This window comes from Enterobacter cloacae complex sp. 309I3 (assembly GCF_050031595.1).
Lineage (GTDB): Bacteria > Pseudomonadota > Gammaproteobacteria > Enterobacterales > Enterobacteriaceae > Enterobacter > Enterobacter cloacae.
Map to the genome: position 1 here is coordinate 15,834 of NZ_JBLGWI010000001.1, position 18,537 is coordinate 34,370.

The window sequence follows — 18,537 nt, forward strand, 5'->3', positions numbered from 1 at the left end:
AAACACCGGTTCCAGACCCATTTTAAGAATGTAACCCGATAACGAACACGCCTGATGGGTGTTCGGGGGGCGCAATGGCCTGTCCATGGTGGAAGGCTAAAATTTCTCGCTGATTTCAGGAGCTTTTATTTATGCGTAACTTCGATCTTTCCCCGCTATACCGTTCTGCAATTGGTTTTGACCGCCTGTTTAATCATTTAGAAAATAACCAAAGCCAGAGCAACGGCTACCCTCCATACAATGTTGAGTTGGTTGATGAAAACCACTACCGCATTGCCATTGCTGTCGCCGGTTTTGCAGAGAGCGAACTGGAGATCACCGCGCAGGACAACCTGCTGGTGGTGAAAGGTTCACATACGGCCGAGCAGAAAGAACGTACCTACCTTTACCAGGGCATCGCCGAGCGCAACTTTGAACGCAAGTTCCAGTTAGCGGAGAACATTCACGTTAAAGGCGCGAACCTGGTCAACGGTCTGCTGTTTATCGAGCTGGAACGTGTGATTCCGGAAGAGAAAAAACCGCGCCGTATCGAAATTAATTAATGCCGCGGGTCGCGTCAGCGGCCCACTCAGAATTGCTTGCCGAACCGGGAGCATATGCGAATCCACAAGGATTTGCAGGAACAACTGTGCACAAAAATAAACTGTGCCGAACTCGCTTCTCAGAAGGAGATTTAGTATGCGTAACTACGATTTATCCCCCCTGCTGCGTCAGTGGATTGGTTTTGACAAACTGGCTAACGCCCTGCAAAGCACCACTGAGCACCAGACGTTTCCGCCGTACAACATCGAAAAAAGCGACGATAACCACTATCGCATCACGCTGGCGCTGGCCGGGTTCCGCCAGGACGATCTGGATATCCAGCTCGAAGGCACGCGTCTGACCGTGAAAGGGTCGCCGGAAAAACAAGAAACCGAGACCAAATGGCTGCATCAGGGGCTGGTGACTCAGCCGTTTAGCCTGAGCTTTACCCTGGCAGATCATATGGAAGTCTCCGGCGCGACCTTTACCAACGGGTTGCTGCATATTGACCTGGTCCGTAACGTGCCGGAAGCCATCGCGCCACAGCGTATCGCCATTAGCGAGCGGCCGGCGCTGAATAGTTAACGCTGTGCGGGCTGGTGCCCTCACCCCCAGCCCTCTCCCACAGGGAGAGGGTGAAAAGTTAAAGCCCTGCCCCGGCAGGGCTTTTTTGTGCGCCATCACCCATACAACGCCCTTTACCTCTGAGAGAATCCTTAACATAACTAAGGTTATGCAAGGAAGTGGATCATGAGTGATATCGCGTTAACCGTCAGCGTGTTGGCCCTGGTCGCTGTTGTTGGACTATGGATTGGCAACATCAAAATCCGTGGCGTCGGGTTTGGGATCGGTGGGGTGCTGTTTGGCGGCATTTTTGTCGGGCACTTTGCTGACAAACTCGGGCTGGTTCTCAGCGCCGATATGCTCCACTTTACGCAGGAGTTCGGCCTGATCCTCTTCGTCTATACTATCGGCATTCAGGTCGGGCCGGGCTTTTTCGCCTCATTGCGGGTTTCCGGATTACGCCTCAATCTGTTTGCCCTCGGCATCGTCGTAATGGGCGGGCTGGTCACCGCTATCCTGCATAAACTCTTCGCAATTCCGCTGCCCGTGGTGCTGGGCATTTTCTCCGGGGCCGTGACTAACACGCCCGCGTTGGGGGCGGGCCAGCAAATCCTGCGCGATTTAGGTATCGAACCCGGCATTGTCGACCAGATGGGGATGAGCTACGCCATGGCTTATCCGTTCGGGATTTGCGGCATTCTGCTCTCCATGTGGCTGGTTCGGGTGCTCTTTCGCATTAACGTCGACAAAGAGGCGAAGGACCACGAAACCACGCTTACCAACGGCCATATGCCGATCAAAACCATCAACATCCGCGTCGATAACCCCAATCTGAACAACATGGCGATTCAGGACGTGCCGATCCTGAACAGCGCCAATATCATCTGCTCGCGCCTTAAACGTGACGAGATGCTGATGGTGCCCGCACCTGGCACCATTATCCGGCAAGGCGATCTGCTGCACCTTGTCGGGCAGCCCGGAGATTTAAACAACGCGCGGCTGGTGATTGGTCAGGAAGTGGATACCTCGCTCTCTACCCGCGGCACCGACATGCGCGTGGAGCGTGTGGTGGTAACTAACGAGCACGTTCTGGGCAAGAAAATACGCGATCTGCAGGTAAAAGAACGTTACGACGTGGTTATCTCTCGTCTCAATCGCGCCGGTGTTGAACTGGTCGCCAGCCCGGAAGCCAGCCTGCAGTTCGGCGATATTCTTAACCTGGTCGGGCGTCCGTCGTCCATTGACGCCGTGGCGGATATGGTCGGTAACGCTCAGCAAAAACTGCAGCAGGTCCAAATGCTGCCGGTGTTTATCGGTATCGGGCTGGGCGTGCTGCTTGGCTCCATTCCGCTGTATATACCGGGGTTCCCGGTGGCCCTCAAGCTGGGTCTGGCGGGTGGGCCGCTGATTATGGCGCTGATCCTCGGGCGAATCGGCTGTGTCGGTAAGCTCTACTGGTTTATGCCGCCGAGCGCCAACCTGGCGCTGCGCGAGCTGGGCATTGTGCTGTTTCTGGCGGTCGTCGGGCTAAAATCCGGTGGCGATTTTGTCGATACGCTGGTCAGGGGGGAAGGGATGAGTTGGGTCGGCTACGGCATCTTCATCACCGCGATCCCGCTGCTGACGGTCGGCATACTGGCGCGAATGTTCGCGAAAATGAACTATCTGACGCTGTGCGGCATGCTGGCGGGGTCGATGACGGATCCACCGGCGCTGGCCTTTGCCAATAGCCTGCACGCCACCAGCGGCGCGGCGGCGCTGTCGTACGCTACGGTCTATCCGCTGGTCATGTTCCTGCGCATCATCACCCCGCAGCTACTGGCGGTGCTGTTCTGGGGGATGAGTTAGCAGGTCGTCCGGGTGGATGCGCCGCAGATGGTAGTCCACCTGGTAATCACTGGTATTTCGGAACATCACGGAATAGTTAAGGAACTCGCCGCTGTCGCTGTAGGAGAGAGAGGTAATGCGCAGCAGCGGCGTTTGCTCCGGCAGGTTCATGTAACCAGCGAGTTGTTTATCGGCCAGTACCGGCGTCAGGCTCTCGTAATTGCCGCTGATTGTAATTCCGCACTCCTTCTCGATGTAATCAAACTTTGACCCTTCCAGATGCGCCAGCGAGAGGTTGCGAAACAGCTTCACGGGCATAAAGCTGTCCTCCAGCATCAGCGGTTTTCCGTCCACGTAGCGCACCCGGCGGGAAAAGTAGATCCGCTCATCCACCTGGATCCGCAGCTGGCTGGCGATGGCGGGCGGGGCGGGCATCATTTCAAACTGCAACACCTTGCTCTGTACCTCTTTGCCCTGCTGACGCAGTACCTCCACCAGCCCGGTGAGGTTGGTGGTTTCATGGTGCACATCTTTGCGTGCTACAAACGTCCCGCTGCCGTGTCGCCGCTCAACCAGCCCCCAGCTCACCAGCAGATCCAGCGCCTTGCGAATGGTCATGCGCGCCACGCCAAACTCCTGCGCCAGCGCTTTCTCACCCGGAATGGGGCTGCCGATGTTGTAGTCCGATGAATTCAGCCGTAGCCGTAATCGGTCGGCAATGGATTTGTAGATCACCAGTAGACCTCTCTGCCCGTATCGAGGCGTGGATTGCATCCTGACATGTCCATATTTACAGCGAAAAGTAGACCTGATTGGTCAAAATAAAACCATGAATGCGATCACGAATCGCAGCGGCACGCCATGTTCGCGCATCAGTAACTTCTTATGCTCACCTCAGGCCAGCACAAAACCATAAAGGCCTCTCTCCCCTACAGGTTGTTACGTGAGGATTTAAAGATGCTCAGTCAAATACAACGTTTTGGTGGTGCCATGTTTACCCCGGTGTTGCTGTTTCCCTTTGCCGGGATCGTGGTGGGAATCGCCATCATGCTTCGCAATCCGCTTTTCGTGGGCGAAGCCTTAACGGCTCCTGATAATCTGTTCGCGCAGATCGTGCACATCATTGAAGAGGGCGGCTGGGCGGTGTTCCGCAATATGCCGCTGATTTTTGCCGTTGGCTTACCGATTGGTCTGGCGAAACAGGCGCAGGGCCGCGCCTGTCTGGCGGTGCTGATCAGCTTCCTGACCTGGAACTACTTCATCAACGCGATGGGGATGACCTGGGGCCACTTCTTTGGCGTCGACTTTTCCGCCGAACCGACGGCGGGAAGCGGGCTGGCGATGATTGCCGGGATCAAAACCCTTGATACCAGCATTATTGGGGCGATTGCGATTTCCGGTATTGTCACTGCGATCCATAACCGCTTTTTCGAGAAACCACTGCCGGTTTTCCTGGGCATTTTCCAGGGCACCTCGTTTGTGGTGATTATCGCGTTTTTCGTCATGATCCCCTGCGCCTGGCTGACGCTGCTGGGCTGGCCGAAAGTGCAGATGGGCATTGAGTCCCTGCAGGCGTTCTTACGCTCCGCCGGTGCGCTCGGTGTCTGGGTGTATACCTTCCTGGAACGCATTCTGATCCCAACCGGGCTGCACCACTTCGTCTACGGTCCGTTTATCTTTGGCCCGGCCGCCGTTGAGGGTGGGATCCAGGTCTACTGGGCGCAGCATCTTCAGGCGTTCAGCCAGAGCACGCTGCCGCTGAAAACCCTGTTCCCGGAAGGTGGTTTCGCGCTGCACGGTAACGCTAAGGTGTTTGGATCGGTCGGGATTGCGCTGGCGATCTGGTACACCGCCTCACCAGAAAACCGCGTCAAGGTCGCGGGCCTGCTGATCCCGGCCACGCTTACCGCCGTGCTGGTGGGGATTACCGAACCGCTGGAGTTTACTTTCCTGTTTATCTCGCCGCTGCTGTTTGCCATTCACGCCGTGCTGGCGGCCACCATGGCGACGGTGATGTACACCTTTGGCGTGGTGGGCAACATGGGCGGTGGCCTGCTGGACCAGTTCCTGCCGCAAAACTGGATCCCCATGTTCCATAACCACGCTTCAACGGTATTCACCCAGATCGGCATCGGCGTCTGCTTTACCGGCCTTTACTTCGTGGTCTTCAAAACGCTGATTGAGCGTCTGAACCTCAAAACCCCGGGTCGTGAAGAGAGTGAAATCAAACTCTACAGCAAGGCGGACTATAAGGCGGCGCGCGGACAAACCACCGCCCCGGCTGCCGCCAGCCAGCAGGTCGGCCAAGCCGCCGGATTCCTGCAGGCGCTGGGCGGCGCGGCCAACATCGAAAGCATCAACAACTGCGCCACCCGCTTGCGTATCGCGCTGGTCGACATGGCGCAAACCCAAAGCGATGAGGTGTTCAAAGCCCTCGGCGCACACGGCGTAGTGCGACGCGGCAACGGCATACAGGTGATCGTTGGCCTGCACGTTCCGCAGGTGCGAGACCAGCTGGAATCGCTGATGAAAACCCCTTTAACGAATGAACAAACCACCCTGACAGAGGCTATATCATGAAAAAATTCTCAGTTGTCATTGCAGGCGGCGGCAGCACCTTTACGCCTGGTATCGTCCTGATGCTGTTAGCCAACCGTGACCGTTTCCCGCTGCGTGCCCTGAAGTTTTATGACAACGATGGCGCACGTCAGGAAACCATCGCCGAGGCGTGCAAAATTATCCTTAAGGAACAGGCACCGGAGATTGAGTTTAGCTACACCACCGATCCAAAAGCGGCGTTTACCGATGTGGATTTCGTGATGGCGCACATCCGCGTGGGCAAATACCCGATGCGTGAAAAAGACGAGAAAATTCCGCTGCGTCACGGTGTGCTGGGTCAGGAAACCTGCGGCCCCGGTGGGATCTCTTACGGCATGCGCTCCATCGGCGGCGTGCTGGAACTGGTGGACTATATGGAGCAGTACTCCCCGAACGCGTGGATGCTGAACTACTCCAACCCGGCGGCGATTGTGGCGGAAGCGACGCGCCGCCTGCGTCCGCATGCCAAAATTCTCAACATCTGCGATATGCCAATCGGTATCGAAGGGCGCATGGCGCAGATTGTGGGCCTGAAAGACCGCAAACAGATGCGCGTGCGTTACTACGGCCTGAACCACTTCGGCTGGTGGACATCGATTGAAGATCTGAACGGTAACGATCTGATGCCGAAACTGCGCGAATACGTGGCGAAACACGGCTATGTTCCGCCTTCGGAAGATGCGCATACCGAAGCGAGCTGGAACGATACCTTCGCCAAAGCCAAAGACGTGCAGGCGCTCGATCCAGATACCATGCCAAACACCTATCTGAAGTATTACCTGTTCCCGGACTACGTGGTCGCGCACGCCAATCCGGAGCGGACCCGCGCCAATGAAGTTATGGATCACCGTGAGAAGCATGTATTCAGTTCGTGCCGGGCGATTATAGAAGCCGGAAAATCCTCTGCCGGGGAGCTGGAGATCGACGAACATGCCTCGTACATCGTCGATCTGGCGACGGCGATTGCCTTTAATACCCAGGAGCGGATGCTGCTGATTGTGCCAAACAACGGGGCCATTCATAACTTTGATGCCGACGCGATGGTGGAAATTCCGTGTCTGGTGGGTCATAACGGGCCAGAGCCACTCACCGTGGGTGATATCCCGCACTTCCAGAAAGGGCTGATGAGCCAGCAGGTGGCGGTGGAAAAACTGGTGGTGGATGCCTGGGAGCAACGCTCGTACCAGAAACTCTGGCAGGCAATCACCCTGTCAAAAACCGTACCGAGCGCGTCGGTCGCGAAAGCGATTCTGGATGACCTGATCGAGGCCAATAAGGATTACTGGCCAGAGCTGCATTAACCCTCCTGACCGGCATCGCCTGATGCCGGTCTCCTTGTCCTGGCCGATTTACGCTATGCTGAAGCCTGCCTGCAGCATGACAAGGAGCCTTCATGAAAATTTCCCGCCTCGGTGAAGCCCCGGACTACCGCTTCTCGCTGGCCAATGAACGTACATATCTGGCGTGGATCCGTACCGCGCTGGGCTTTCTGGCCGCCGGCGTCGGTCTTGATCAGCTCGCGCCCGATTTCGCCACGCCGTTGATTCGTGAAGTGCTGGCGCTGTTGCTGTGCCTGTTTGCGGGCGTACTGGCGATTTACGGCTATCTGCGCTGGCTGCGTAACGAAAAGGCGATGCGCCTGAAGCAGGATCTACCCTATACGCGTGGGTTACTGATCATCAGTGCGATTTTGCTGACAGTGGCGGGCGTGGTGATGGTGCTGGTGGTGTATGGCGGATAGTCGCAAAGCGCGGCGCGAAGCGGACCCCGGCCTGCAGCCGGAGCGGACGTCGCTGGCGTGGCTGCGCACGCTGCTGGGGTATGGCGCGCTGATTGCCCTGGCGATTAAGCACAACTGGCACCGCACGGGGCTACCCTTCTGGATCTCACTGGTTGTGCTGGCGCTGGTGGCCATCATTTTATGGCGCTATACCCGCAGCCGTAACGTGATGGACGTGGCGCAGGACGATTTTGTGCAGCCGAAGGCGGTGCGGGATAAGTTCCTCATCGCCCTGGCCGTGCTGTCGCTATCACTGCTGTTTGCGGTAACTCACATTCAACAAATTGTGCACCTGTAGGCCGGGTAAGGCGCAGCCGCCACCCGGCATAATTACTTCCCTTTCGCCAGATACTTCGCCATCTCGTCTTCCGGCACCATGCCGCCGCCGGTCGCCCACACCAGATGGATGACGTTGGCATCAGCCTGAACACGCAGCGGCCCGGCCATGCCCGCCAGCGCCGATGGCTCCAGACGAATCCCTTCCTCCTGCGCCAGCCAGCCGAGCATGTCGTACATGCTTTGATCGGAAAGGGTATAGAACCCGTCGAGCAGACGTTCCATCGCGCGGCCGACGAAGCCCGACGCGCGTCCGACCGCCAGCCCGTCCGCTGCCGTCACGTTGTTGATACCCAGATCCTGCACGGCAATCTCATCGTGCAGGCCGGTATAAACCCCCAGCAGCATGCACGGGGAGTGCGTGGGCTCGGCAAAGAAGCAGTGAACGTTGTCGCCAAACGCCAGCTTCAGACCAAACGCCACACCGCCAGGACCCCCGCCAACGCCGCACGGCAGATAGACATACAGCGGGTGCTCTGCATCCACCACACGGCCCTGTTCGGCAAACTGCGCCTTCAGGCGCTCGCCGGCAACGGCATAGCCCAGGAACAGGGTGCGGGAGTTTTCATCGTCGATAAAGAAGCAGTTCGGGTCGTTTTCCGCCGCTTTTCGCCCTTGTTCCACCGCCACGCCATAATCCTGCTCATATTCCACGACGGTAACGCCATGGCTGCGCAGTTTGGCTTTCTTCCACTCGCGTGCGTCGGCGGACATATGTACCGTCACCTTAAAGCCGATGCGTGCGCTCATGATGCCGATGGACATTCCCAGGTTGCCGGTTGAACCCACCGCAATGCTGTACTGGCTAAAGAAGTCTTTAAAGCGCGGTTCCAGCAGGATGCTGTAGTCATCATCAGTGCTCAGCAATCCCGCTTCCAGCGCCAGTTTTTCCGCGTGGGTCAGCACCTCGTAGATGCCGCCGCGCGCTTTAATCGAGCCGGAGATGGGCAGATGACTGTCTTTTTTCAGCAGCAACGTTCCGGGAAGAGCCTTGCCAGATTCTCTCTCCAGCCGTTTTTTCATGGCCGGAATAGCAACCAGCTCAGATTCGATAATCCCGCCCGTTGCCGCGGTTTCCGGGAAGGCTTTCGCCAGATACGGCGCGAAGCGGTTGAGGCGCGCATGCGCGTCGTCCACGTCGGCTTTGGTCAGCCCGACATAGGGCAACCCTTCTGCAAGCGAAGTGGTTCGCGGGTTAAGCCACGTGGTCTCTTTCAGAGCCATCAGATCCTCAACCAGAGGAAACTGTGCGGTTAAAGCAGTGATAGTTGCGTTTTCCATAATACGTCTCGTCGCGCTCAGATAATGAAAGAAAGCAGGAATGTGCCGCCAAGTGCAAGCACCGAGGCGATAAACGTCGCCGTCGTATAGTATTTGAAGGTCTCATTCAGGGTCGCGCCGCAGTATTGCTTGACCAGCCAGAAGAGCGAATCGGTCACGATCGTGCAGCCAATAGCGCCGGAACCGATGGCAATGGTGATGATCTCCGGGCTTACGTTCGGGTAGAGCGGTAGCATCGGCGCCACTATTGCGGTCGCACCCATCATCGCGACCGTAGCGGAGCCTACAGCGGCATGCAGCACCAGCGCCACCAGCCAGGCGAGCAGGATCGGATGCATGTGCAGGTTCGAGAGAATATGCGCCAGCGAATCTGCCAACCCGCTGGTTTTGAGAATAGCGTTGAACGCGCCACCGGCACCAATAATCAACAATATGTTCGCGATAGAGCCAAAGCCGTGCTCCGTATGGGTCAGCATTGCGCCCATGCCCATATGCTGGCGGATCCCCAGCAGGTAGTAGGCGACAAATACAGCGATAAACATTGCCGTGATCGGGTTGCCGATAAACTCCAGCAGGGTATACAGCGTGCCTTCCTTCGCCATATTGAGCTCAGCGAGGGTCTTCACCAGCATCAGAACAATCGGCAGCAGCACCGTAAACAGCGTTGCCCCCAGCGACGGCAGGGTATGCTCCTCCCGCACCTTCAGATCTGAAAATTCTGCCGGAACCGGTTTATACGGCAGACGGTTGCCGAGCAGTTTCAGGAACAGCGGGCCACCAACCAGAGATGCCACCAGACCCACCAGCAGGCCGTAAACAATCACCGTTCCGACGTCCGCACCTAATTTGTTGGTGACAAACAACGCAGCCGGATGCGGCGGTACCACGCAGTGCACCGCCATCAGTGCGGTACAGAGCGGAATGGCAAGCTTAAGCAGCGACGTATTCGTCTTTTTGGCGATGGAAAACGCCAGTGGGATCAGCAGTACCACGCCCACTTCCACGAACAGCGTAATACCGCAGATAAGACCCACCAGCACCATAATGACGTCCGCTGACAGCCAGCGGCAGCGCTGTAGGGTGATCCCGATGCGCTCCGCCGCACCGGAGACTTCCATCATCTTACCCAGAATGGTACCCAGACCGATGACTGCTGCCAGGAAGCCCAGCGTACCGCCAATCCCGCTTTCAATGGCATTCACCATATCCAGCGGGCTCATCCCCATCATCGCGCCGACGAAAAAGCTCGCCAGCAGCAGCGCAAGGAACGGGTGAAACTTCAGTTTTACGATGGTTAAAACAATCAACACAATGCTGACAAGCAGCGTTACCACAACCCAGACCGGCGATCCCATATCTCACCTCACCCTTATGTCATCTGTGGGTATTGGACGAAAAAACGGCGTGAGCTGACAAACGATAAAAATTGCCGTTCAGGTGAGCCAGATTGAATCAACTGAGTGACTAAACTCAAAAAAGCGCACTTATTTCGCTGTTGGTTCACATAAATTCATGCCTGGGCGGTATGCTGGGCGCAGAAATAACGTGTGAGAATTGTGATGACCGATGCGAATGAAGTCAGAAACCGGCTGCTAAATGGCTGGCAACTGTCAAAGATGTACACTTTTGAAGTGGCTGCCCGGCATGAATCCTTCGCGCTGGCGGCGGCGGAACTGTCGCTCAGCCCCAGCGCGGTGAGCCACCGCATCAACCTGCTGGAAGAGGAGCTGGGCATTCAGCTGTTTGTCCGCTCGCACCGTAAAGTTGAGCTGACGCAGGAGGGAAAGCGCGTTTACTGGACCCTAAAATCATCCCTCGACACCCTGAATCAGGAGATCCTGGATATTAAAAACCAGGCGCTGTCCGGTACGCTGACGGTGTATTCCCGGCCGTCAATCGCCCAGTGCTGGCTGGTCCCCATGCTGGGGGATTTTACCCGCCGTTATCCGTCGATATCTCTCACCATTCTCACCGGCAATGAGTACGTCAATATGCAGCGAACCGGCATCGATTTGGCCATCTATTTCGACGATACGCCGCCAAACTACCTTTCTCATCACTTCTTGATGGACGAGGAGATTTTGCCCGTCTGCTCGCCCGCATATGCCCGCGAGCATGCGCTGTTGAAAAACCCCGATAACCTCAGCCACTGCACGTTACTGCACGACCGTCAGGCCTGGAGTAATGATTCCGGTACGGATGAGTGGCTCAGCTGGGCGCAGCATTTTGCGATGAATATGCCGTCATCATCGGGTATTGGCTTCGATCGTTCCGATTTAGCGATAGTGGCAGCCATGAATCATGTGGGCGTGGCGATGGGGAGAAAGCGGCTGGTGCAAAAGCGCCTTGAGCGGGGCGAGCTTATCGCCCCGTTTGGCAACAAGACCCTCAAATGCCATCAGCACTATTACATCTCAACGCTTCCCGGCCGTCAGTGGCCGAAAATTGACGCCTTTATTGGCTGGCTAAGAGAACTGGCAGGCTGAAGAATTATTACGCTTTGGCGCTACACCAAATACAAAAAAGCGTGCTAAATACAGGTAATGCTTTTGATTTATCCAGGGTAAGCCGTGTTAAAGCCTCTTATTGCGACCGCTTTACTTCTCTCTTCCGGCTGGGCGATAGCCGCCGAGCCGCCGCTGACGGCTGCGCTTTATGCGCAAAAGCTGGGTGTGGGTATGGACGTGGACTGGGCGCGCACCGAGCGCGGGATACGGGAATTCGACCCGCTGGTGGTACGCGACTTCCGCGCGAAAGGCATCAGCCATGTGCGTATTCGCGTGGCCGATGAGCCGACCGAAGCACGGCTGATCCACCTGCGTAAGCTGGTGGAAGCCTGCGAGCAGTACGGCGTGATCCCGATTATCGCGTATCAGGCGGACAGCTATAAAAACGATCCGAAAGCCGATAACGAAAAAGAGGTTACCGACTGGTGGATTGCCGTGGCGCACTATTTCGGCAAACGTTCGCCGCTGCTGGGCTTTGACCTGATTTATGAGCCTGCGGACAAGCTCAACCACAACGCAGCCTCGCTCAACCGGGTGTATGAAAAAACCATCAAGGTCATCCACAGCATTGATGCGGACCGGATGATCTTCATCGCTCCCCGCCTGCGTGCGGCCCCCGAAGATCTCCCCAGCCTCAAGCTGCCTGCGCACAGCCAAAACTTCCTGCTGGCGGAGTGGCATATCTTCCCCTGGGGGCCGCTGAAAAATAACGGCAAATACCCGTGGACCTCCGGTACGGCGGCGGAGAAAGCGGCGATTCACAATCGCATCGCGACGGCGCTGCGCTGGCAACAAAAAACCGGACACGTCAGCTGGGTCGGGGGCTGGGGCGTGGGGGAGTCAAACCGCTTTACACCCACCGCGTCGCAAATGGCCTTTGCCACGTTTATGGCCTGCGAGCTGCAAAAGGCGAAAATACCCTACGCGATTAACGCCGATTTCCAGTTTTATGACGGAGAGGAGGGGGCCTGGCGGCCAGCGCCAGAGCCGCTGCTGGAGGCGATGATTGCCCCGGCGTGTGAAAAGCCCGGCGAGAAGCCGGGCCATCATGCGGTTAAACAGGCTGCTCGTGGTGGGGAACACGCGACGCCAGCGGCAGCCAGCACAGCAAAATCAGTAGCCCCATCAGCGTCATCAGTAAACCCAAACTAGCCTGCCCGGTTTGCGGCATCATGGCGGAGAGCCAGGCCAGCGCGCCGGAACCGATGTTTTGCAAACCGCCCACCAGCGCACCCGCCGTACCCGCGAGGAACGGGAACGGCTCCATGGCGCCGCTGGTGGCAAGCGGGAACAGCATCCCCGCGCCGAAGAAGAACAGCGCCGCCGGGATCAGCAGCGTCCAGACGGTCATTATGCCAAACAGACCTGGGATCCACATCATCAGGCCAGCCAGCAGGCAGCTGATCACAGACTGCCACATCAGCGTTGAGAAGCGTTTGTTCTGACGTCCGGCGAACCAGGCTCCAAAGAACGCCGCCGGGATCGGCAGGATAAACAGAATACTCACCACCATGCTGCTCAGGCCAAGCCCCGCTCCCAGCAGTACGCCGGAGCAGGCTTCGAACACCGCAATGCCCGCCAGACCGCCGATCAGCATCAGCAGGTAACAGGTAAAAGCCCCGTTGCCGAACAGTGTTTTGTAGCTGGCGAGAAGCTTCGTGCGCGGTGCGTCCTGGGGACGGGTTTCCGGCATCCAGCGCGCCATACTGAAGGTGACAATCACGCACAGCACCAGCAGGAAGGCATAGCAGGCGCGCCAGGACCACATTGTGTCCAGCAGGCCGCCAATCAGTGGTGCCAGCAGCGGGCTGACCAGAATACCCATATTCAACAGGCTGTTGGCATGGCGGAGTTGCGTGCCCTGATACATATCGCGCGGTAAGGTACGCGCCATCACCCCACCGACGCCCGTGCCTACCCCCTGCAGCGCGCTGGCGGCAATTAGTACGGTCAGGCTATGGGTGGTAATAGCAATCACCGTCGCGACCATGAAAATGCACATGCCGGTCAGAATGACCGGACGGCGGCCAATGCGGTCGGATAATGGCCCGTAGAACAGCTGCGAAACGCCATAGGTCAGCAGGTAGGCGGCCATCACGCTTTGTACCGCGCCCTCGCGGACGTTGAGTTCCTTTGCCATGTCGGCAATCGCCGGAATGTAGATGGTTTGCGCCATCTGACCGACGGCCACCAGTAACACCAGCATCAACAATAAGTTAACGTTCCTTTGTTTTTTCATGTCGCTGAATACTTTTGCCAAATGAGAAAAATGAAGAATAAGTGACTACGCATTCCCATAAATGCGCGAGGAATCTACCACAATGAGATGACAAATTAAGCATTGTTATGATGAATGAAAAAAAGGATTAAGGCAGGTTTTGTAAACAAGAACGGCAACTAATGTTGCCAGTGAATTACGCCAGACGCAGCAGGATCGCACCGGCTGCAATACCCAACGCGGCAGCGATACGCAGACCGGCAACCTTTTCTTTTAAAAGCACAAATGCGATCAGCGCACCGAAGAGTATGGAGGTTTCACGCAGCGCAGCGACAACCGCCAGCGGAGCCTGCGTCATCGCCCATAAGGCCAGGCCATACGAGCCCATGGTTCCCACCCCGCCGAGCAACCCCTTTTTCCAGTGCAAACGCAGGTAGCTGGAAGCTTCGCGGCGTCGCGCCACCATTGCCCAGCACAGCAGGCAGAAGCCGTTCATAAAGAACGTCCACAGTGTATAGCCCAGCGCGGTATCCGATAAACGTACGCCCGTTCCGTCCACCAGCGTATAGCCGGCGATAAAGCAGGCGTTCAGCAGTGCCAGCCAGATCCCCTTGCGAGACTGCAGTCGGCCATTCATCGCCATCGCGAGGATCGACAGGCAGATCACCCCGATGCCCGCCCAGGCGAGCCAGGAGAGGCTATCCCCGAGCACCAGCACGCTGATCAGCGCCACCAGCAGTGGGGCTGTTCCGCGCATCAGCGGATAGGTCTGGCTCATGTCTGAGACCTGATACGTCTTCGCCACCAGTACCGTGTACACCACCTGCAGCGCGCAAGAGATCACTAAAAATGGCCAGCTGGCTACGGAGGGTTGAGGAGAAAATGGCAATAAAACCAGTGCAATGAGCGTGGCGGAGCCGCTAACGCTGATCGCCGAGTAAAGCTTATCCGTTCCGGCTTTGACAATGGCGTTCCAGCTGGCATGCAGCAGTGCGGCGAACAGCAAAATACAGAAAACGGAGATGGTCATGGCGTCTTTGGCGGTGAATTGTCACTCAACTGTAACATTCACGACCTGATGTCGCCAGCCAGCTACACCGCGCAAAAGAGACGATGGGTAACCCGTGGCTCGTCTGACACCAGCCTGAAGCCTGCCCGACGGTAGAAGCCGCAGGCCGTATCGGGGGCATGGGTATTGAGGAAATCAAACCAGATGCTGGCATCGGCCATCACCACCGTTAACAGCTGTTTACCAATGCCCAGACCGCGGCACTTCTCGCTGACATAAAGATGGCGAATACGTCCGGCACGCGGCTGCTGGCTGAACGGATCGCGGTTAAGGCCGCAGACGCCCACCAGCTTGCCGTTTAAAAAGGCACCCAGCAGCTTTTCACCCGGCGCGTTAAAGCGGTTTTCACCACGCTGCCAGTTCTCTTCCAGCCTGCGCAGCATATTGAAATTCGCCGCGATGCTTTCGGCTTTCAGCGCGATATACCCGGGCTCTTCCGGCGTGATGGGTTCAATTAACAGACGCGACATAGCATTCCCTCGTTATTAAAGAGGGGCGGTTGCCCGCCCCTCTCAGGTGCGACTTGAACCTGAATCACCGAAGGTATTTCAGGACAGCATCAAGCAGTTGCAGAACAGCAACAATGAGTTTGAGGATAAGTATCACCATATCCACTACGCTCATACGCGTCTCCTTTTGGTAAAAAGGAGCACGATGCTGGCGTACCTTTCCGCCGCCTGTTGCCAGCACCTCGATTGACGTAACACAGTGTGCTCACTTCAGAGGGTTAAGGCACTGACGGCACCACCCGTTTCAGCCAGGACTTCGTTGCGCCGGTAGAACTGCGGCCCCCTCGCTCACTGCGAACATCCTCAGTATAGATAAATACTGTATGTATGAACAGTGTGCGCCGGGAGACCGGTAGAGATCAAGGGGTGAAAGTCCCCGACCATTGAAGGACCAGCAATCCACAAGGTCCCCGAGTCATGCGTTGCATACCGCGAGGTATGGGGCGAAGCGTTGACAGGGGTGTTGACAGGCCAGCCATTGAGCCACGAAATGTATATTAAATTACCGGGTGCCGACGTTGTACTGTTAACGGAAGGCAAAATCATAGGGTGCGATACTGCGAGTGCCACATGGACCCGGCGGGGTCTGAGACCCTGGCATGTCAATACGATCTCTACGCGGGAACCGGGAGATCTCCCCTCTGACCATCTGCCAGTGTCGGAGATGGCCCGCACCGGGAAGACGAGGAGTCATAGCCGGTGATGTACGGAGAGGAGAAGTCGGACTCGCTCATAGTAGCGGCGAAGCAGGCGAACAACCCGAAAGGAGCGGAGTCAGTGGAGCGAAGGAGCGGGGCCAAGGGGAACGCGGAACAGCCACACATGCGCCGGACACAGAGCCGGGAAAGCATGTCACAGAGGCTGTCACGCGTGCGGGAAGCTGCGAAGCAGCGGAAGAAAGAACGGTTTACAGCATTGTTCCACCTGCTGACAGTCGAAGCACTGGAAGCCGCATTCCTCTCCCTGAGCAGGAAAGCGGCCGCCGGAGTGGATGGCATCAGGTGGATGGACTACGCCGGAAACATGAAGAACAACATAACAGATCTGCACCGGAGGCTACATCAGGGCAGCTACAGGGCGCAGCCCGGCAGGCGTCACTACATCCCAAAAGCGGATGGAAAACAACGCCCGCTCGGCATCGCCTCGCTGGAGGACAAGATCGTCCAGTATGCGCTGGTGAAAATCCTGAACGCAGTCTATGAAAACGACTTTATGGGGTTCTCATACGGGTTCAGACCCGGGCGAAGCCAGCACGATGCACTGGACGCACTGGCCACAGGGCTGGTACGCACTAACGTAAACTGGGTACTGGATGCCGACATCAGTCAGTTCTTCGACAGGGTGAGCCACGAATGGCTGATCAGGTTCACAGAGCATCGGATCGGCGACCGGAGGGTAATCAGGCTCATACGTAAGTGGCTCACAGCCGGGACGTCGGAGGAGGGTCAATGGCGAGCAACGGAGGAAGGCACCCCACAGGGTGCGGTCATCTCACCGCTGCTGGCAAACATATACCTCCACTACGTCTTCGATCTGTGGGCGCATCAGTGGCGACGTCGCTATGCCACAGGCAATGTGGTAATGGTCAGATACGCCGATGACATCGTCATCGGGTTCGACAAACGATACGATGCCCGGCGCTTCCGTATAGCCATGCAGCGCAGACTGAGGGAGTTCGGACTCACGGTTCACCCGGAGAAAACCCGTCTGATGGAGTTCGGCCGCTTCGCTGCCGAAAACCGTGCCATCAGGGGAAAAGGCAAACCAGAAACGTTCAACTTCCTCGGGTTCACGCACATCAGCGGGAAAGATCGCAACGGCAGGTTCATGCTGATACGAAAGACCCGCCGGGATCGGATGACGGCAACTCTGAAAGCCATCAAAGACGGTCTGCGAAGGCGCTGGCATTACTCAATCCCCGAACAGGGAAAATGGCTCAGGAGAGTGGTTCAGGGATACCTGAACTATCACTCGGTACCGGGCAACTTCCCCACCATGCAGAAGTTCAGGACACACGTAACAAACCTCTGGCGCCGGGCGCTCAGGCGCAGGAGCCAGAAGGATGATACGACCTGGACGAAAGCAAACAAACTGGCAGCCGCATGGCTACCAAGGGTTCGGGTTCTTCATCCATGGCCTGTGGAGCGGTTCACCGCCAGACACCCGAGGCAGGAGCCCGGTGCGTAAATCGCGCACGCCGGGATCTGTGCGGGGGGTATCCGGTAACGGGTATCCCTACCGCGACATTTTGTGGACAAAATTCGAAACCCATTCCATACTCAAAAACGTCAAAATCCGTGCCGGAATTGCGCGTTCGTCTTCGATCGCATATACTTCGTGCGTTGACGTAACACAGTGTGTTCTGCGGCAACCAACCGCAAAACCCTGAAAAAACCTCGCTCCGGCGGGGTTTTTTGTTTTCTGCTTTCTGTACCGAACGGGATGCTTGTTGACTTATTGGCAACGACTGCTATTGTTGCCATAATGGCAACGGACGCGGCAGGCATGCAGTATGCATTTAATCTCGATGAAGGCAATTTTGGATGCGGTTATCCAGTTTCCGCAGCACAGGGAAGAACTCCTCGTTTTGGGACGCACTCTTGAAAAGAGTCATTGCCCAACACCTGCTGCGTTAAAAAAACTATTTCCGACGCTGGATAACTTCAAGTATCTGGATAAGCATTATGTTATTGATATTGCGAACAACAATCTTAGGGTAGTGGCTCTCATATTCTTTGAAAGCCAAAAGTTTTATGTGCGCCATGTTTTTACTCATAAGGAATATGACCGTTTTACGGAAAAACATCGCACTAAGGGGAAGAAATGATGATCGTCGCTGATGCAATGAAAGCTACGCATGCCCTTGTTGAGGCCGTTCCTCTATTGGGAGAGCAGCCGAGCGAGAAAGATTATAACGATGCACTGGAGTTGGTTGAGTATCTGCTTATTAACGAACCTAATAGCCCATTGCTGGATATCGTGTGCGCCAGAATCAGCCGTTACGAAGCCAATCGGCCAGAGATCGTCGCGTTACGCAAGGAGATGGAACTCGTGCCTGTCGGTATCGCGGTTTTAAGAACCTTGATGGATCAGTATAAACTGACAACATCTGATTTTCAGGATGAAATTGGTAGTAAATCAATGGTTTCAAGGGTTCTTAATGGTCAGCGACAACTTACTCTGAACCATATTAAAAAGCTGGCGTCCAGATTTGGTGTTTCACCAGCACTATTTATTGAATAAGGCAAAACGGCTTTTTTGCTTTCATCACCCAACAAACGAAATGTGATCCCTGACGCATTTTTGCGCAGATGAAAATATTTCCA

General features: G+C 56.4%; 19 protein-coding genes and 1 other annotated feature. Of the genes, 12 read left to right on the forward strand and 7 right to left on the reverse strand.

The window, feature by feature from the left end:
• The first annotated feature begins 65 nt into the window (after window positions 1-65).
• Window positions 66-138: a sequence feature (ROSE (Repression Of Heat Shock gene Expression) occurs in the 5'-region of heat shock genes and acts as an RNA thermometer to modulate expression.), on the forward strand.
• The 3 genes from ibpA (at window position 132) to ACQG22_RS00085 (ending at window position 2,934) form a co-directional block, all read left to right on the forward strand.
• Window positions 132-542: a small heat shock chaperone IbpA gene (gene ibpA, locus ACQG22_RS00075; protein WP_006177605.1), complete on the forward strand. Its 411-nt coding sequence runs from the start codon at window positions 132-134 to the stop codon at window positions 540-542. Its footprint overlaps the feature before it by 7 nt.
• A 136-nt stretch (window positions 543-678) precedes the next feature.
• A complete protein-coding gene (gene ibpB / locus ACQG22_RS00080) occupies window positions 679-1,107 on the forward strand; it encodes a small heat shock chaperone IbpB (RefSeq protein WP_013094790.1) in 429 nt (142 codons plus the stop codon).
• Between the two features lie 165 nt (window positions 1,108-1,272).
• Window positions 1,273-2,934, forward strand: a complete 1,662-nt coding sequence (locus tag ACQG22_RS00085; RefSeq protein WP_013094791.1) for a putative transporter — start codon at window positions 1,273-1,275, stop codon at window positions 2,932-2,934.
• Here the strand turns inward: ACQG22_RS00085 and ACQG22_RS00090 are convergent.
• Window positions 2,902-3,648 (reverse strand): GntR family transcriptional regulator, encoded by a 747-nt coding sequence (locus ACQG22_RS00090; RefSeq protein WP_369706825.1) that lies wholly within the window; start codon window positions 3,646-3,648, stop codon window positions 2,902-2,904. The genes ACQG22_RS00085 and ACQG22_RS00090 overlap by 33 nt on opposite strands.
• 222 nt (window positions 3,649-3,870) lie before the next feature.
• On the opposite strand from ACQG22_RS00090, the gene ACQG22_RS00095 reads away from it, so the two are divergent.
• The 4 genes from ACQG22_RS00095 (at window position 3,871) to ACQG22_RS00110 (ending at window position 7,589) form a co-directional block, all read left to right on the forward strand.
• Window positions 3,871-5,493 carry an alpha-glucoside-specific PTS transporter subunit IIBC gene (locus ACQG22_RS00095; protein WP_013094793.1) on the forward strand — a complete coding sequence of 541 codons (1,623 nt, stop codon included), beginning with the start codon at window positions 3,871-3,873 and terminating at the stop codon, window positions 5,491-5,493.
• A complete protein-coding gene (locus ACQG22_RS00100) occupies window positions 5,490-6,812 on the forward strand; it encodes a 6-phospho-alpha-glucosidase (protein ID WP_013094794.1) in 1,323 nt (440 codons plus the stop codon). The genes ACQG22_RS00095 and ACQG22_RS00100 overlap by 4 nt, the downstream gene beginning before the upstream one ends.
• 92 nt (window positions 6,813-6,904) lie before the next feature.
• Complete coding sequence (locus ACQG22_RS00105) at window positions 6,905-7,252, forward strand: YidH family protein (protein WP_013094795.1); 348 nt, start codon at window positions 6,905-6,907, stop codon at window positions 7,250-7,252.
• Window positions 7,242-7,589, forward strand: a complete 348-nt coding sequence (locus ACQG22_RS00110; protein WP_013094796.1) for a DUF202 domain-containing protein — start codon at window positions 7,242-7,244, stop codon at window positions 7,587-7,589. Before ACQG22_RS00105 ends, ACQG22_RS00110 begins: the two co-directional genes overlap by 11 nt.
• Window positions 7,590-7,621: 32 nt before the next feature.
• On the opposite strand, the gene dsdA is transcribed toward ACQG22_RS00110, so the two are convergent.
• Together dsdA and dsdX are read right to left on the reverse strand one after the other, a co-directional pair.
• The gene (gene dsdA, locus ACQG22_RS00115; RefSeq protein WP_369706826.1) at window positions 7,622-8,908 is read right to left on the reverse strand and encodes a D-serine ammonia-lyase; all 1,287 of its coding nucleotides are present in this window, start codon (window positions 8,906-8,908) and stop codon (window positions 7,622-7,624) included.
• A 17-nt stretch (window positions 8,909-8,925) separates the two neighbouring features.
• Window positions 8,926-10,263, reverse strand: coding sequence for a D-serine transporter DsdX (gene dsdX / locus ACQG22_RS00120; RefSeq protein WP_029881850.1), 1,338 nt, complete (start codon window positions 10,261-10,263; stop codon window positions 8,926-8,928).
• Window positions 10,264-10,467: 204 nt separating this feature from the next.
• On the opposite strand from dsdX, the gene dsdC reads away from it, so the two are divergent.
• Together dsdC and ACQG22_RS00130 are read left to right on the forward strand one after the other, a co-directional pair.
• Entirely contained in the window at window positions 10,468-11,394 is a 927-nt protein-coding gene (gene dsdC / locus ACQG22_RS00125; protein WP_038418253.1) for a DNA-binding transcriptional regulator DsdC, read from the forward strand.
• Window positions 11,395-11,478: 84 nt separating this feature from the next.
• Window positions 11,479-12,567: a glycoside hydrolase family 5 protein gene (locus tag ACQG22_RS00130; RefSeq protein ID WP_032618344.1), complete on the forward strand. Its 1,089-nt coding sequence runs from the start codon at window positions 11,479-11,481 to the stop codon at window positions 12,565-12,567.
• On the opposite strand, the gene emrD is transcribed toward ACQG22_RS00130, so the two are convergent.
• The 4 genes from emrD to tisB form a co-directional block, all read right to left on the reverse strand.
• Entirely contained in the window at window positions 12,470-13,654 is a 1,185-nt protein-coding gene (emrD, locus tag ACQG22_RS00135; RefSeq protein ID WP_038420858.1) for a multidrug efflux MFS transporter EmrD, read from the reverse strand. The two genes, ACQG22_RS00130 and emrD, sit on opposite strands and share 98 nt — an antisense overlap.
• A 175-nt stretch (window positions 13,655-13,829) precedes the next feature.
• Window positions 13,830-14,663, reverse strand: coding sequence for an EamA family transporter (locus tag ACQG22_RS00140; protein ID WP_369706827.1), 834 nt, complete (start codon window positions 14,661-14,663; stop codon window positions 13,830-13,832).
• 62 nt (window positions 14,664-14,725) lie between these two features.
• The gene (locus ACQG22_RS00145; protein WP_013094803.1) at window positions 14,726-15,172 is read right to left on the reverse strand and encodes a GNAT family N-acetyltransferase; all 447 of its coding nucleotides are present in this window, start codon (window positions 15,170-15,172) and stop codon (window positions 14,726-14,728) included.
• 64 nt (window positions 15,173-15,236) lie between these two features.
• Window positions 15,237-15,326, reverse strand: coding sequence for a type I toxin-antitoxin system toxin TisB (tisB, locus tag ACQG22_RS00150; RefSeq protein ID WP_020684667.1), 90 nt, complete (start codon window positions 15,324-15,326; stop codon window positions 15,237-15,239).
• Window positions 15,327-15,910: 584 nt separating this feature from the next.
• On the opposite strand from tisB, the gene ltrA reads away from it, so the two are divergent.
• The 3 genes from ltrA to ACQG22_RS00165 all read left to right on the forward strand — a co-directional run bounded on the left by ltrA (window position 15,911) and on the right by ACQG22_RS00165 (window position 18,454).
• Complete coding sequence (gene ltrA, locus ACQG22_RS00155; protein ID WP_004178082.1) at window positions 15,911-17,398, forward strand: group II intron reverse transcriptase/maturase; 1,488 nt, start codon at window positions 15,911-15,913, stop codon at window positions 17,396-17,398.
• 325 nt (window positions 17,399-17,723) lie between these two features.
• Window positions 17,724-18,038 carry a type II toxin-antitoxin system HigB family toxin gene (locus ACQG22_RS00160; protein WP_020684666.1) on the forward strand — a complete coding sequence of 105 codons (315 nt, stop codon included), beginning with the start codon at window positions 17,724-17,726 and terminating at the stop codon, window positions 18,036-18,038.
• Window positions 18,038-18,454 (forward strand): helix-turn-helix domain-containing protein, encoded by a 417-nt coding sequence (locus tag ACQG22_RS00165; protein ID WP_028027984.1) that lies wholly within the window; start codon window positions 18,038-18,040, stop codon window positions 18,452-18,454. The genes ACQG22_RS00160 and ACQG22_RS00165 overlap by 1 nt, the downstream gene beginning before the upstream one ends.
• Window positions 18,455-18,537 lie beyond the last annotated feature (83 nt).